Here is a 13,549-nt window from a genome sequence, read left to right as displayed (position 1 = left end):
ACCATGGAAACGGTTGTTGCCATCGTATCAGCGTCCTTTGCTGCCGATGCGGCTTTCCGTGCCCTGGACCAGCCGGCGGATGTTCTCGCGGTGGCGCCAAAGCAACAGCAGCGTCATGGCCGAGATGGCCAGGCTCGTGGCGGGTTCTGCCGTCCAGACGCGCCCGTCGCCCAAGAGATAGAACAGCGGCGCGAACACGGCGGCCACGATGGAGGCCAGCGACGAATAGCGAAAAAAGCCGGCGATGAGGATCCAGGTCAGCAGCGTCGCCGCGCCCAGCCACGGTTGCAGGGCCAGCAGCACGCCGGCGGCGGTGGCCACGCCCTTGCCGCCTTGGAAGCCGAAGAACACCGGGTACAGATGGCCCAGGAACGCCGCCAGCCCCACCAGCGCCACCGTGCCTGTACCCAGCCCGTAGGGCGCGCCCAGCGAGGCCACGGCCACCACCGGCAGCCAGCCCTTGGCCGCATCGAGCAGCAGCGTGAGCACGGCGGCCTTCTTCGAGCCCGAGCGCAGCACGTTGGTCGCACCGGGGTTGCCGCTGCCAAAGGTGCGGGGGTCGGCCAGGCCCATGGCCCGACTGACGATGACCGCGAAACTCAACGAACCGATGAGGTAAGCGGCCAGGATGGCGACGAAGGAATAAACCGAGCTCAAGAACGACTCCTCAGGCGTGGAACAACGGGTGCAACGGCCGATTATTCAACGACCCGCCTTCCCCTAACCGTCGGCGAGCGCGCACTCGACCGGCTGGGCACCGAGCTGCTCTGTGCAGACCCGGGGGGCTATGCCGACGAGAAAGCCGCGTCGTCCGCCGTTGATGAGGATTTTGGGTAGCGTGAGGATGCTCGCCTCGATGTAGACCGGCATGGCGCGGCGCGTGCCAAAGGGCGAGGTGCCGCCGACGAGGTAGCCGCTGTGGCGCTGGGCCACCTCGGGGGCGCAGGGCTCGACCGATTTCGCGCCGATTTGCCGCGCCAGCGCTTTGGTCGACACCTGCCGGTCGCCGTGCATGAGGATCAGGAGCGGCCGCGCGTCCTGGTCCTGCATCACCAGCGTCTTGACCACCGCGTGCGGGTCCCAGCCGAGCGCGGCCGCGCTGTGCAGCGCGCCGCCCTTGTCCACGTAGTCGTACGGATGCCCGGTGTAGGCGACGCCCTGCGCCTTGAGCCAGGCGGTGGCCGGGGTTTCGCTCACATGGGTCTTCTTGGCCATCGGCTGGGGCTTGGTCTCATTGAGCCGGGTCGCGCAGCGCCCAGCGGATGCGGTCGATCTCGGCGCGCAGTTCGGGGCTGAGCTGGGTGCCCCAGGCATCGAGGTCTTCGTCGAGCTGGGCCAGCGAGGTCACGCCGATGATGGTGCTGGCCACGCGCCAGTTGTCGTAGCAAAAGGCCAGCGCGAGCTGCGTGGGCGTGAGGCCGTGCGCGCGGGCCAGCGCGTTGTAGCGCCGCGCCGCTTCCAGCGCCTCGGGGCGGCCCCAGCGCTGCTTTTTCATGCTGTCGAACTTCGCCATGCGGCCGACCGAAGCGTCGGTGTCGATGCCGCGGTCGTCGTACTTGCCGGTCAGAAGCCCAAAGCCCAGCGGCGAGTACGCCAAGAGCGAGACTTCGAGCCGGTGGCAGGTTTCGTCCAGCCCGTTCTCATAGCTGCGGTTGATGAGGCAATACGGGTTTTGCACGCTCACCACGCGCGGTAGGCCATGTTCTTCGGCCAAGCGCACGAACTCGTGCACGCCGTAGGGGGTTTCGTTCGACAGGCCGACGGCGCGGACCTTGCCCGCGCGCACCAGCGTGGCGAGGGCTTCGAGCTGCTCGCGGATCGGGGTGACGGATTTTTCCTTGCTCGGGTCGTAGGCGAGGATGCCAAACGCCGGCACATGGCGCTCGGGCCAGTGGATCTGGTAGAGGTCGATCACGTCGGTTTGCAGCCGCCGCAAGCTCGCCTCGCACGAGGCGATGATGTCGGCGCCGGTCATGCCGCTGCCTTCGCGGATCCAGGGCATGCCGCGCGATGGGCCCGCCACTTTGCTGGCCAACACCACCCGCTGCCGCATACCGGGGCGCTGGGCGAACCAGCGGCCGATGATGGATTCGGTCGCGCCATAGGTTTCGGCGCGGGCCGGCACGGCGTACATCTCGGCCGTGTCGATGAAGTTGATGCCGCGCTCGACGGCGCGGTCGAGGATGGCGTGGGCATCGGTTTCGGTGACTTGCTCACCGAAGGTCATGGTACCCAGGCAGATGGGGGTGACGTGAAGGTCGCTTTGGCCGAGGCGGACGGTTTGCATGAGGTGGTGCGTGGGGTTGTAGAGGAACGAGTGAAGTTTATGGGGGAGGAGGCGTGCGCGCTCAGCGCGGTGCCCGGGCCGCGCTCTCGGCGGCTGCCCGGGCGCGGGCTTCTTCTTGCAGACGCAGCACGCGGCGCTGCACCTTGCCGGTGGTGGTCATGGGCAGCTGGTCGATGAATTCGATTTCCTTGGGGTACTCGTAGGGTGCGAGCCGGCCGCGTACATGGGCTTGCAGTTCCCGGCACAGTTGGGCATCGAATGCGGCGCTTCCCGGCGTGAATTGGTCACGTCGTGCTCTGAATTCAGGAGTCAACACGACATAGGCCTTGACCAGCGCGCCGCGCTCGGGGTCGGGCTTGGGCACCACGGCGGCGTTGGCGACGGCCGGGTGGCGCAGCAGGCAGTTTTCGATTTCGCCGGGGCCGATGCGGTAGCCCGCGGACTTGAACATGTCGTCGGCGCGGCCCTGGTACCACAAGTAGCCGTCCGCGTCGCGCAGCGCCAGGTCGCCGGTGCGGCACCAACTGTCGGAAGGGTCACCGGTGAATTTGGCGCGGGTGGCCGCCTCGTTCTTCCAATAGCCGAGGAAGAACACCGGGTCGGGGTCGCCATGGCGGTCGCGGCGGTGCACCGCCACCTCGCCGATCACCCCCAGCGGGCATTCGACGCCCGCTTCGTCGATCACCGCCACCCGGTGGCCGGGGTAGGGCCGGCCCATGCTGCCGGGCTTGGCGGGCCACAGCGCCTGGCAGTTGCCGACGATGTAGTTGATTTCCGTCTGGCCGAACATTTCGTTGGGCGCCACACCCAGCGCGTCGCGGCACCAGGCGTAGACGGCCTCGCCCACGGCCTCGCCCGCGCTCATGAGGGCTTGCAGGCGCAGGCGGAAGCGCGCGCGGGGCTCGGGCACGGCCTTCATCATCGCCTTGAGCGCGGTGGGGAACAAAAAGCTGTGGGTGACGCCGTGGGTTTGCAGGAGGTCGAAGGCCAGTTCCGGGCTGAAACGCTCGCGACAGGCGACGATGGGCCGGCCAAAGTAGAGCGTGGGCAGGAGCGCGTCCATCAGGCCGCCGGTCCAGGCCCAGTCGGCGGGGCTCCAGAACACCGCATCGCTCGCGGCGTTGTGCACGCCGTCGAAGCCAAACCAGTTCTGGCTGCAGACGAAGCCGGTCAAGTTGCCAATGAGGGCGCGGTGCGGAATCAGCGCGCCCTTGGGGTCGCCGGTGGTGCCGCTGGTGTAGATCAGCACGGCGGGGTCGTCGGCCGCAGTGTCGGCCAGCGGGAAGGGCGCAGCGGGTCGGGCGAGCCAGTCTTCGAGCCGCGCGTCCACGCCCGGTGTGCCCGGCTCGGCCCCGACTGCCACGACGCGGCGCAGGTTCGGGGTTTGCTCGCGCGCGGCCTGCAGCGCGCCCAGGGCTGCCGCGTCGCACAGGGCGAGTACCGCGTCGCTGTGCTGCAGCCGGAACTGCAGCGCCTCCGGGCCAAAGAGCATCGACAGCGGCACCGCCACCGCACCGAGCTGCAGCACCGACAGATAGGCCACGGCCGTCTCGAAGCGCTGCGGCATCACGATCGCCACCCGGTCGCCGCGGCGCACGCCCGCGCGCACCAGCGCATGCGAGACGCGGTCGGCCGCCGCCTGCAGCGCCGAATATGTGTATTTTTGGCCGTGTCCCAGCGTGGAATGGTCGATGATTGCTATTGAATTGGAAGTGTCCGCACGCTCGGCCCAGCGCCGGCAGCAGACTTGTGCGATGTTGAAGCGCTCGGGCACGAGCCAGCGCAAGTGCTGATGGACGGTTTCGTAGGCGTCGGCGGGGTGTGCCAGCGGTCGTCGGCTGTCCCGGGCTTGACGGGTCGGCATGGGTCGTCTCCTCAATAATCGGCGCAATGTACCGAATCCAGCGAGCCAGTCACAGCGCGTTTGTCCCGATCCGCGGGCTTCGATACCACGTCCGTTCCTGGTCGGATGGCGAGGCCGACCCGGCCTTGCCGCCTCTGGTGCTGGTGCACGGCTGGATGGACGTGGCGGCCTCGTGGCAGTTCATGGTCGACGCCTTCTCGAGCGGTTTCATGCGTGGGCGACGCATCCTCGCGCCCGACTGGCGGGGCTTTGGCCACACCGCGCCGCCACCGGGCACCGACCACTTCGTTTTTGCGGACTACCTGGGCGATCTGGATGCCTTGCTCGACACGCTTGTCGGCGCGCAACCCGTGGACCTGATCGGTCACAGCATGGGCGGCAACGTCGCGATGATTTACGCGGGGGTGCGGCCGGCAAGGATCCGCCGCCTGGTCAACCTCGAGGGTTTCGGCTTGCCCGCGACGCGCCCCGAGCAGGCGGGCGCGCGCTATGCGCAGTGGCTCGACGAACTGCGCGCCTTGCATGCGGGCGAACTGCGCCTCAAGGACTACGACAGCCTGGATGCCGTCGCGCGCCGCCTCATGAAGACCAACCCGCGCCTGTCGCCCGACAAGGCCGCCTGGCTCGCGCAGCATTGGGCCGAGCCGGACGCGGCGGGCCGCTGGCGCATCCTGGGCGACGCCGCGCACAAAATCACCCATCCCATGCTCTACCGTGTCGAGGAGGTGCTGGCGATTTATCGCGCCATCACCGCCCCGGTGCTGGCCGTCGAGGCCGACGGGGATTCGCTCAGCCAGTGGTGGAAGGGGCGCTACAGCTTGGCCGAGTACCACGAGCGCCTGCGGGCCGTGCCTGACTGCCGGGTCGCGGTGGTGGCCGACGCGGGCCACATGCTGCACCACGACCAGCCCGAAGAACTCGCACGGCTGATCGAATCCTTCCTTGCGTGAGAAAATCGCGGGTTTGCGGGTGCGCTCGCACCCCGCAGCGGCGTGGATGCGCCGCCCGTGAACATCGAACACCGAGGAATTCCCAGCATGGATGCAGAACACATCAACCAGATCGGCACGCAACTGGCCGACTTGAGCGCCCGCGTGCAGGCGCTACGGGGGTATCTTTGACTACCCTGTCAAAGCCGAACGCCTGAGAACCGTCAACGCCTACCTCGAAGACCCCACCGTCTGGGACGACCCCAAGCGCGCGCAGGAACTGGCGAAGGAAAAGAAGTCCCTCGAGGGCGTGGTGGTCACGCTCGACCATCTCGAACGTGAGCTTGCCGACAATACCGAGCTCTACGAAATGAGCAAGGAAGAGGGTGACGAGGCGAGCCTCGCCACCATCGAAGCCGAGGTCGAAAAGCTCGCCGCCCAGGTCAAGGACCTGGAGTTCCGCCGCATGTTCAACAACCCGGCCGACCCGCTCAACGCCTTCCTCGACATCCAGGCCGGCGCCGGCGGGACGGAGGCCTGCGACTGGGCCAGCATGCTGCTGCGCCAGTATTTGCGCTACGCCGAGCGCAAGGGCTTCAAGGCCACGGTCGAAGACATCACCGAGGGCGACACCGCCGGCATCAAGAGCGCCACCATCAAGGTCGAGGGCGACTATGCCTTCGGCCTCTTGCGCACCGAGACCGGCGTGCACCGCCTGGTGCGCAAGAGCCCCTTCGATTCCTCCGGCGGCCGGCACACCAGCTTTGCGAGCGTGTTCGTCTACCCCGAAATCGACGACACCATCGAAATCGACATCAACCCCGCCGATGTGCGGGTGGATACTTACCGCGCCAGTGGCGCCGGCGGCCAGCACATCAACAAGACCGACTCGGCGGTGCGCCTCACGCACATCCCCACCGGCATCGTGGTGCAATGCCAGGACGGGCGCAGCCAGCACAGCAACCGCGAAACCGCCTGGAAACGGCTGCGTTCGCGCCTGTACGACTTCGAGATGCGCAAGCGCATGGAGGCGCAGCAAAAGCTCGAAGACACCAAGACCGACGTGGGCTGGGGCCACCAGATCCGCTCCTACGTGCTCGACCAGAGCCGCATCAAGGACTTGCGCACCAACTACGAGACCTCGGCCACGCAGAAAGTGCTCGACGGCGACCTCGACCCCTTCATCGAAGCCTCGCTCAAACAGGGCGTCTGAACCCCACTCCAAAGGAACCCCATGTTGCGTGAAGGACAAACTAGCGTCATCCGGCGCGAAGACTACGCCCCGCCGGCCTACCTCATCGACACCGTCGACCTGTGCTTCGACCTCGACCCGGCCAAGACCCGCGTGCTCAACCGCATGCGCGTGCGCCGCAACCCCGACGTGCCGGCGCAGCCGTTGCGGCTCGACGGCGAGGAACTCAACCTCGCGCGGGTGCTGGTCAACGGCGCGGGCACCTCGTTCAAGCTCGAGGGCAATCAGCTCGTGCTCGAAAGCCTGCCCGAAGGCCCCGAGCCTTTCGAGCTGGAAATCTTCACCACCTGCGCGCCAGCCAAGAACACCCAGCTCTCCGGCCTGTACGTGAGCGAGGGCACCTTCTTTACGCAGTGCGAGGCCGAAGGCTTTCGTCGCATCACCTACTTCCTCGACCGGCCGGATGTGATGGCGAGCTACACCGTCACGCTGCGCGCCGATCGGGCGCAGTATCCGGTGCTGTTGTCCAACGGCAATCTCGTCGAGCAGGGTGAGCTCGAAGGCGGGCGCCACTTCGCGCGCTGGGTCGACCCCCATCGCAAGCCCTGCTATTTGTTCGCGCTGGTGGCGGGCAAGCTCGTCGCACGCGAGCAGCGCATCGTCTCGCGGCTGGGCAAAGAACACTTGCTGCAAATCTATGTCCGGGCCGGCGACCTCGACAAGACCGAGCACGCCATGAACTCGCTCATGGCCGCCATCGCCTGGGACGAGGTGCGCTTTGGCCTCTCGCTCGACCTCGAACGCTTCATGATCGTCGCCACCAGCGACTTCAACATGGGCGCGATGGAGAACAAGGGCCTCAACATCTTCAACACCAAGTACGTGCTGGCCAACCCGGCTACCGCGACCGACACCGATTACGCCCACATCGAAAGCGTGGTCGCGCACGAATACTTCCACAACTGGACCGGCAACCGCGTCACCTGCCGCGACTGGTTCCAGCTCTCGCTCAAGGAGGGCCTCACCGTCTACCGAGACCAGGAGTTCAGCCAGGACATGGCCGGCAGCCCCTCGGCGCGTGCGGTGCGCCGCATCGAAGACGTGCGCGTGCTGCGCACGCTGCAGTTTGCCGAGGACAGCGGCCCGATGGCGCACCCCGTGCGGCCGGACCAATATCTCGAGATCAACAACTTCTACACCGTCACGGTCTACGAAAAAGGCGCTGAGCTCGTGCGCATGATGCACACGCTCGTGGGCACCGAGGGTTTCGCGGCCGGCATGAAGCTCTACTTCGAGCGGCACGACGGCCAGGCCGTCACGGTGGATGACTTCGCTGCGGCGATTGCTGACGCCAATCCAGACTCCGAGCTTGCCCGCCGCTTGCCGCAGTTCATGCGCTGGTACAGCCAGGCCGGCACCCCGCATGTGAGCGCCGAGACGCATTTCGACCCGGCCGCGCGCCGCTGGACGCTCAAGCTGAGCCAAAGCTGCCCGCCCACGCCGGGGCAGCCGCACAAGGAACCCTTCGTTATCCCCGTGCGGCTCGCCTTGTTCGACCGCGACGGGCAGCCCTTGCCACTGCGTGTGTCCGCCGACGCGGGCGCCGCCGCCGAGACGACGGGCGAGGCCGCGCCACTCGAGCGGCTGCTGGTGCTCACCGAGCGCGAACAAACCTTCCACTTCGACGGACTCGACGCGCCGCCGGTGCCTTCGCTGCTGCGGGGATTCAGCGCACCCATCGTGCTCGACTTCGACTACACGGATGAGGAGCTGTTGATTTTGTTGGCGCACGACAGCGACCCGTTCAACCGCTGGGAAGCGGCGCAGCGGCTCGTCACGCGCCGCGCGCTCGACTTCATCCGCAGCGATGCCGAAGCCAAGGACGCCAAGGTGCTCGACCCGGCGACGCTCGAGGCGCTGCGCAGCGTGCTGCGTCATCCGGCGCTGGACGCCGCTTTCAAGGAACTCGTGCTCACCCTGCCGGCCGAAACCTGGCTCGCCGAACAGCTCGACGTGGTCGACCCGCAGCGCGTTCACGCCGTGCGCGAGGCCATGCGTGAGCAGCTCGCGCTCGATCTGCACCACGACTGGGTTTGGGCCTGGGAACAGCACCGCGACAACGGGGCCTATCGGCCCGATGCCCGCTCCGCCGGGCGCCGAGCCCTCGCGGGCATGGCGCTTACCATGCTCTGCGTGGCTGCGCGTGAGACGGGTGATGTCGTCTGGCCGGGCAAGACCTACCAGCGCGTCAAGGACGCGACCAACATGACGGACCGCTTCCATGCGCTATCCGCTTTGGTGACCGCCGGGCATGCGCTGGCCGAACCCGCCTTGCAGCATTTCTACGCCATGTTCCGCCACGAACCGCTCGTCATCGACAAATGGTTCGCGCTGCAGGCGGGTGCACCGGACCGGGGTGGCGATGTGCTGCCGTTGGTGCGCCAGCTCATGCAGCATCCGGACTTCAACCTGCGCAACCCCAACCGCGCGCGCAGCCTCATCTTCAGCTACTGCAACGCCAATCCCGGCGCTTTCCATCGCGCCGATGCTGCGGGCTATGTGTTCTGGAGTGAACGCGTGCTCGAACTCGACGCGATCAACCCGCAGGTCGCCGCACGTCTCGCACGCGCGCTGGAGCGCTGGAAGAAGCTGGCCGAACCCTGGCGCAGCGCGGCGCGCGAAGCCATCGCGCGGGTGGCCGCCAAGCCCGATCTGAGCAACGACGTGCGCGAGGTCGTCACCCGCGCCTTGGCCGACTGACCCATCCCGAGGAGCACCGCATGGCCCCCAAACCCATCAGTCTCACCCGCTACCTGGTCGAACAGCAGCGCGTCGATGGCCATATTCCGGCCCAGTTGCGCCTGTTGATCGAAGTCGTCGCGCGCGCCTGTAAGCGCATCAGCATCGCCGTCAACAAAGGGGCGGTGGGTGGCGTGCTCGGCTCGGCCGGCTCGGAGAATGTGCAGGGCGAGGTGCAGAAAAAGCTCGACCTCATCGCCAACGAGGTGCTGATCGAGGCCAATGAATGGGGCGGCCACCTCGCAGCCATGGCTTCCGAAGAGATGGACACGATCTATGTCGTGCCTAACCGCTACCCCAAGGGCGAGTACCTGCTGCTGTTCGATCCACTCGACGGCTCGAGCAACATCGACGTCAACGTCAGCATCGGCACCATCTTCAGCGTGCTCAAGATGCCCGAGGACGACCGCGGCGTCGACGAGGGCGACTTTCTGCAGCCCGGCCGACAGCAGGTGGCGGCGGGCTACTGCGTCTACGGCCCGCAGACCACGCTGGTGCTGACCGTGGGAGACGGCGTGGCGATGTTCACCCTCGACCGCGAGCAGGGCTCCTTCGTGCTCACCGAGGAAAACGTCCGAATACCTGCGGACACCCGTGAGTTCGCGATCAACATGAGCAACATGCGGCACTGGGACGCGCCCGTGAAGCGCTACATCGATGAGTGCCTCCAGGGTGCGGACGGCCCGCGCGGCAAGGACTTCAACATGCGCTGGGTGGCCTCGATGGTGGCCGACGTGCATCGCATCATGACCCGCGGCGGCATCTTCATGTACCCCTGGGACAAGCGCGAACCGAACAAGCCCGGCAAGCTGCGCTTGATGTACGAGGCCAATCCCATGGCCTGGCTGGTCGAGCAGGCCGGCGGCGCTGCGACCAACGGACATCAGCGCATTCTGGACATCCAGCCCAAGAGCCTGCATGAGCGTGTGGCGGTGTTCATGGGCTCGAAAAACGAGGTCGAGCGGGTCACGAGCTATCACCAGAACCCGCTATAATGCAGGGCTTCGCCGGCATAGCTCAGTTGGTAGAGCAGCGCATTCGTAATGCGAAGGTCGGGGGTTCGACTCCTCTTGCCGGCACCATCTGATTTCAACGAAAAACGCCCCCGACTCGAACGAGTCGGGGGCGTTTTTTTGTAGGGGCGGGCCGGACGCCGGGGTCAGCTTTCGATGCCGAGGAGTTCCACGTCGAAAGTCAGGACCGCATTGGGCGGAATCACGCCGCCGGCGCCGCGCGTCCCGTAGGCGGTTTCGCTCGGGCAGGTGAGGGTGGCCTTGCCGCCCACTTTCATGGTTTGCAGGCCCTGCGTCCAGCAGGGAATGACCCGGTTGAGCGGAAAGCTCGCCGGCTTGCCGCGGCTGTAGGAACTGTCGAACTCCTTGCCGTCGGTGAGGGTGCCGCGGTAGTGCACCCGCACCACGTCGGTAGCCTTGGGGCGGGCGCCGTCGCCGACTTTGGCGTGCACGATCTTCACGCCCGAGGGCAGGGTTTCGGTTGGGGCGGCGGGGGCGGAGGCCAGGGCCAGGCCCGCAGCGGTGCACAGGCCGAGAAACAGGGCGCTGGCGCGCGGCAGGGAGGGGTTGAGAGCCATGTTGTGGACGAATGATGTGAAAAACCCCGGTAGCCCAGCGCGAAACGGTCGATGATTGCTATCAAAAAGTGACCATCTCGGCGGGGCGCCGGGGCAGGGCAGGGGCGCCGGGCGCCCGTGGGTTTACGTGGTCAGTCGCGCTCGCCGCCCATGATGCCGAGCAGCGCGAGCAGGCTCTGGAACACGTTGAAGAGGTCCAGGTAGAGCGCGAGCGTGGCGCTGATGTAATTCGTTTCGCCGCCGTCGATGATCTGCTTGAGGTCGTAGAGCATGAAGGCGCTGAAGATTCCGATCGCCAGCACGGAGAGCGCCATCATGCCGGCGGTGGAGCCGACGAACACGTTGATGATGCCGCCCACCAGGATCGCGAGTGCACCCACCATTAGCCACTTGCCCATGCCCGACAGGTCGCGCTTGATGACGGTCGCGAGGCTCGCCATGACGAAGAACACCCCAGCGGTGCCGCCGAAGGCCGTCATGATGAGTTCGCTGCCGTTCTTGAAACCCAGCACCATGGCGATGAGCCGCGAGAGCATCAGCCCCATGAAGAAGGTGAAGGCGAGCAACACCGGCACGCCGGCGGCCGAGTTCTTGGTGCGCTCGATGGCGAACATGAAGCCAAAGGCGCCACCAAGGAACACCAGCAGGCCGATGCCGCCCGTGAGGTTGGCGGTGATGCCCGTGGCCACGCCGATCCAGGCGCCCAGCACGGTGGGCAGCAGGCTGAGAGCCAGCAGCCAATAGGTGTTGCGCAGCACGCGGTTGCGTTGCGCGAGCGCGCCAGCACCGCCGTAGGCCGTGCCGGCATCGAGGGTCTGCAGACGGTCGTTCATGCGTATCTCCTTGGAAGTGAATGGCCGGTTTGTCCGGCTGCATGGATTCTAGGGGTCGCCCATGACAGGGCGTGCACCTGGGGCGCGTGATTCCGATGAAATCAAAGGATACCGGCCAGCCCCCGGAGGCCACCGATTCAGTTGCAGGCGTTTTGACCGCCGTGCGGGTGGCCCGGCGGCCGGCTTGCGCTAAGCTGCTGCGCTTCGTATTCTGCTTGGACCTCACCGCATGAAATCCACCGTTGTTCTCGAATCCGTCGATGTGAAGGCCGTGGCCGCGGCCGCGGAGGCCGAAGCGCTGGCCCACGGCTGGGCGGTCACGATTGCCATCGTCGACGCGGGCGGGCATTTGCTGCACCTGAACCGCCTCGACGGCGCGCCGCCGATCTCCGCGCACATCGCGCCGGCCAAGGCCCACACAGCGGCGCTCGGTCGCCGCGAAAGCAAGGTCTATGAGGACGTGATCAACGGCGGGCGCACCTCATTTCTCAGTGCGCCGAGCGTCGAGGGATTGCTCGAAGGCGGCGTCCCCATCCTGAAAGACGGTCAGTGCCTGGGCGCGGTCGGCGTCAGCGGCGTGAAGTCCTCGGAAGACGCGCAGATCGCCCGCGCCGGGATCGCGGCACTGGGTTTGTGAACTGGACGTTTCGCTGCCGTGCGCGCAGCGGATACCTCACTTCGTGAGTATCAACTTGCCTTGGCGTGTGGTCTGCAGTCGGTAGACAGCGCCTTGGTGGACGATGTGCACGAGGCCGTGCCCCTGGAGCAAATCACGGCTCTGGATGAGCGGAGGCGCGGTGCTCGTTCGGTCGCGCACCGGCAGGAAACCGCTGCCGGCCGCTGCAGGGTCGGGCGGGTTGGTTGTCGGCTCTGGCAGGCAGGGGGTGAGGGTCTTCATCGGCTGTCGGGGGTGGATGCAGGTTCGAGCAGGTGGGTTCGCGCGAGGTCCTGGGGCGTGCGGGCACCCAGCAGGGCCATCGCGATTTCCAGTTCGTCGCGCAGTAGCCGGATCACGTGCGCCACGCCTTGCGGGCCTGCTGCAGAGAGCCCGAAAACATAGGGGCGCCCGATCAGCACCGCGCGCGCTCCGAGCGCCAGCGCCTTGGCCACATCGGTTCCCCGTCGGATGCCGCCGTCGACGAGAACGGGCCAGTCGGCGCCGACGGCATCGACGACATGCCGGAGGCGTTCGGCGGTCGGCGGCAAGGTGTCGAGCGTGCGGCCGCCGTGGTTACTGACGATCGCACCATCGAGGCCCAGCGAGCGGGCCTGGCGCGCGTCGTCCGCATGCAAGACGCCTTTGAGCAGGATCGGTAGCCGCGTTTGCGCGCGCAGCCAGGCGACGTCGTCCCAATTCGGGGCGCGCAGCAGCAAACGGTCGAACAGCGCGCTCGCCCCAGGCGGCAGCGGCGCGGGTGTGGCCGTGGCCGGCCGCCGGTGCGCGGCCTGCACGCCCGGCGGCAGTGCAAAGCCCGCGCGTCGCTCGCGGTCGCGTGCGCCATGGCAGGGTGCGTCGGCGGTGAGGACCACCGCCTCATAGCCAGCCGCCTCGGCGCGGGCGATCAGTTCCGCATCGGCGCCGCGATCGCCTTGCAGATAAAGCTGGAACCACAAGGGGCCGCGTGCGGCGTCATCGGCGATTGCCTGCGCCACCGTCTCCAGCGGCGTCGTCGAGAGAGTGCTCAGCACCAGGCCCGCGCCCTGGGCGGCTGCAGCGACGGCGCTGGCGAGTTCGGCTTGCGGGTGGAACAAGGCCTGGTAGGCCACGGGGGCAAGCCAGATCGGATGCGCCCATTCGCGTCCGAACAGGTGCACCCGCGTGTGCCCGTGGGCGAGCGGCTGCAGCAGGCGTGGCAAAAGGCCGATGCGCTGCCACGCCAGGACGTTGGCGCGCAGCGTTTGCTCGTCGCCCGCGCCGCCGCTCAGGTAGGCCCAAGCCGCGGCATCGAGCACCGATTCGGCGCAAGCCGCGTAATCGGCAAGATTCACCGCTGTGTGGTGTGGGGCGGCTGGGGATGCGGCAGACGTGTTCATGAACGCACAGGTCCCTTCTT

13 protein-coding genes and 1 tRNA gene are annotated in these 13,549 nt (G+C 67.1%); 6 read left to right on the top strand and 8 right to left on the bottom strand.

Features of this window, described 5'->3' with window-relative positions:
* Positions 1 to 27: 27 nt before the first annotated feature.
* The 4 genes from plsY to EDC62_RS02335 form a co-directional block, all read right to left on the bottom strand.
* Positions 28 to 657 (bottom strand): glycerol-3-phosphate 1-O-acyltransferase PlsY, encoded by a 630-nt coding sequence (gene plsY / locus EDC62_RS02350; protein ID WP_124220050.1) that lies wholly within the window; start codon positions 655 to 657, stop codon positions 28 to 30.
* A 63-nt stretch (positions 658 to 720) separates the two neighbouring features.
* Positions 721 to 1,215, bottom strand: coding sequence for an aminoacyl-tRNA deacylase (locus tag EDC62_RS02345; protein WP_124220048.1), 495 nt, complete (start codon positions 1,213 to 1,215; stop codon positions 721 to 723).
* A 16-nt stretch (positions 1,216 to 1,231) separates the two neighbouring features.
* On the bottom strand, positions 1,232 to 2,287 hold the full coding sequence (locus EDC62_RS02340) for an aldo/keto reductase (protein ID WP_124220045.1): 1,056 nt from the start codon (positions 2,285 to 2,287) through the stop codon (positions 1,232 to 1,234).
* A gap of 61 nt (positions 2,288 to 2,348) precedes the next feature.
* Entirely contained in the window at positions 2,349 to 4,151 is a 1,803-nt protein-coding gene (locus EDC62_RS02335; RefSeq protein WP_124220043.1) for an acetate--CoA ligase, read from the bottom strand.
* Between the two features lie 26 nt (positions 4,152 to 4,177).
* On the opposite strand from EDC62_RS02335, the gene EDC62_RS02330 reads away from it, so the two are divergent.
* The 5 genes from EDC62_RS02330 (at position 4,178) to EDC62_RS02310 (ending at position 10,153) form a co-directional block, all read left to right on the top strand.
* Entirely contained in the window at positions 4,178 to 5,101 is a 924-nt protein-coding gene (locus tag EDC62_RS02330) for an alpha/beta fold hydrolase (protein WP_124220040.1), read from the top strand.
* An 87-nt stretch (positions 5,102 to 5,188) separates the two neighbouring features.
* Positions 5,189 to 6,293, top strand: a protein-coding gene (gene prfB, locus EDC62_RS02325; RefSeq protein WP_124220038.1) for a peptide chain release factor 2 whose coding sequence is annotated in 2 segments (ribosomal slippage) — positions 5,189 to 5,269 and positions 5,271 to 6,293 — 1,104 coding nt in all. Because the reading frame shifts where the segments join, the coding sequence is not laid out codon by codon here.
* Positions 6,294 to 6,314: 21 nt separating this feature from the next.
* On the top strand, positions 6,315 to 9,032 hold the full coding sequence (pepN, locus tag EDC62_RS02320) for an aminopeptidase N (RefSeq protein WP_211330893.1): 2,718 nt from the start codon (positions 6,315 to 6,317) through the stop codon (positions 9,030 to 9,032).
* A 20-nt stretch (positions 9,033 to 9,052) separates the two neighbouring features.
* Positions 9,053 to 10,066 carry a class 1 fructose-bisphosphatase gene (locus EDC62_RS02315; protein ID WP_124220036.1) on the top strand — a complete coding sequence of 338 codons (1,014 nt, stop codon included), beginning with the start codon at positions 9,053 to 9,055 and terminating at the stop codon, positions 10,064 to 10,066.
* An 11-nt stretch (positions 10,067 to 10,077) separates the two neighbouring features.
* Positions 10,078 to 10,153 (top strand) — tRNA-Thr (locus EDC62_RS02310).
* Positions 10,154 to 10,230: 77 nt separating this feature from the next.
* On the opposite strand, the gene EDC62_RS02305 is transcribed toward EDC62_RS02310, so the two are convergent.
* Together EDC62_RS02305 and EDC62_RS02300 are read right to left on the bottom strand one after the other, a co-directional pair.
* Entirely contained in the window at positions 10,231 to 10,662 is a 432-nt protein-coding gene (locus EDC62_RS02305; protein WP_124220033.1) for an FKBP-type peptidyl-prolyl cis-trans isomerase, read from the bottom strand.
* Positions 10,663 to 10,793: 131 nt separating this feature from the next.
* On the bottom strand, positions 10,794 to 11,495 hold the full coding sequence (locus tag EDC62_RS02300; protein ID WP_124220031.1) for a Bax inhibitor-1/YccA family protein: 702 nt from the start codon (positions 11,493 to 11,495) through the stop codon (positions 10,794 to 10,796).
* 229 nt (positions 11,496 to 11,724) lie between these two features.
* Between EDC62_RS02300 and EDC62_RS02295 the strand changes: the two genes are divergently transcribed.
* On the top strand, positions 11,725 to 12,132 hold the full coding sequence (locus tag EDC62_RS02295) for a GlcG/HbpS family heme-binding protein (RefSeq protein ID WP_124220028.1): 408 nt from the start codon (positions 11,725 to 11,727) through the stop codon (positions 12,130 to 12,132).
* Between the two features lie 36 nt (positions 12,133 to 12,168).
* Here EDC62_RS02295 and hemP read toward each other — a convergent pair whose 3' ends face one another.
* Positions 12,169 to 12,393 carry a hemin uptake protein HemP gene (hemP, locus tag EDC62_RS02290; RefSeq protein WP_124220025.1) on the bottom strand — a complete coding sequence of 75 codons (225 nt, stop codon included), beginning with the start codon at positions 12,391 to 12,393 and terminating at the stop codon, positions 12,169 to 12,171.
* Entirely contained in the window at positions 12,390 to 13,529 is a 1,140-nt protein-coding gene (locus EDC62_RS02285; protein ID WP_124220023.1) for an alpha-hydroxy acid oxidase, read from the bottom strand. The genes hemP and EDC62_RS02285 overlap by 4 nt, the downstream gene beginning before the upstream one ends.
* Between the last annotated feature and the right edge of the window lie 20 nt (positions 13,530 to 13,549).

This window comes from Tibeticola sediminis (assembly GCF_003843835.1).
Taxonomy (GTDB): domain Bacteria; phylum Pseudomonadota; class Gammaproteobacteria; order Burkholderiales; family Burkholderiaceae_C; genus Tibeticola; species Tibeticola sediminis.
Note: the sequence above shows the minus strand (reverse complement) of the source record. Positions and strands in the feature narration are given on the sequence as shown.

Excerpts from the sequence above, each read along its gene's own strand:
- EDC62_RS02340 (WP_124220045.1), bottom strand. The coding sequence starts at position 2,287 with ATGCAAACCGTCCGCCTCGGCCAAAGCGACCTTCACGTCACCCCCATC.
- EDC62_RS02345 (WP_124220048.1), bottom strand. The coding sequence starts at position 1,215 with ATGGCCAAGAAGACCCATGTGAGCGAAACCCCGGCCACCGCCTGGCTC.
- pepN (WP_211330893.1), top strand. The coding sequence starts at position 6,315 with ATGTTGCGTGAAGGACAAACTAGCGTCATCCGGCGCGAAGACTACGCC.
- EDC62_RS02305 (WP_124220033.1), bottom strand. The coding sequence starts at position 10,662 with ATGGCTCTCAACCCCTCCCTGCCGCGCGCCAGCGCCCTGTTTCTCGGC.
- EDC62_RS02285 (WP_124220023.1), bottom strand. The coding sequence starts at position 13,529 with ATGAACACGTCTGCCGCATCCCCAGCCGCCCCACACCACACAGCGGTG.
- EDC62_RS02335 (WP_124220043.1), bottom strand. The coding sequence starts at position 4,151 with ATGCCGACCCGTCAAGCCCGGGACAGCCGACGACCGCTGGCACACCCC.
- EDC62_RS02315 (WP_124220036.1), top strand. The coding sequence starts at position 9,053 with ATGGCCCCCAAACCCATCAGTCTCACCCGCTACCTGGTCGAACAGCAG.
- EDC62_RS02330 (WP_124220040.1), top strand. The coding sequence starts at position 4,178 with ATGTACCGAATCCAGCGAGCCAGTCACAGCGCGTTTGTCCCGATCCGC.
- EDC62_RS02300 (WP_124220031.1), bottom strand. The coding sequence starts at position 11,495 with ATGAACGACCGTCTGCAGACCCTCGATGCCGGCACGGCCTACGGCGGT.
- hemP (WP_124220025.1), bottom strand. The coding sequence starts at position 12,393 with ATGAAGACCCTCACCCCCTGCCTGCCAGAGCCGACAACCAACCCGCCC.
- EDC62_RS02295 (WP_124220028.1), top strand. The coding sequence starts at position 11,725 with ATGAAATCCACCGTTGTTCTCGAATCCGTCGATGTGAAGGCCGTGGCC.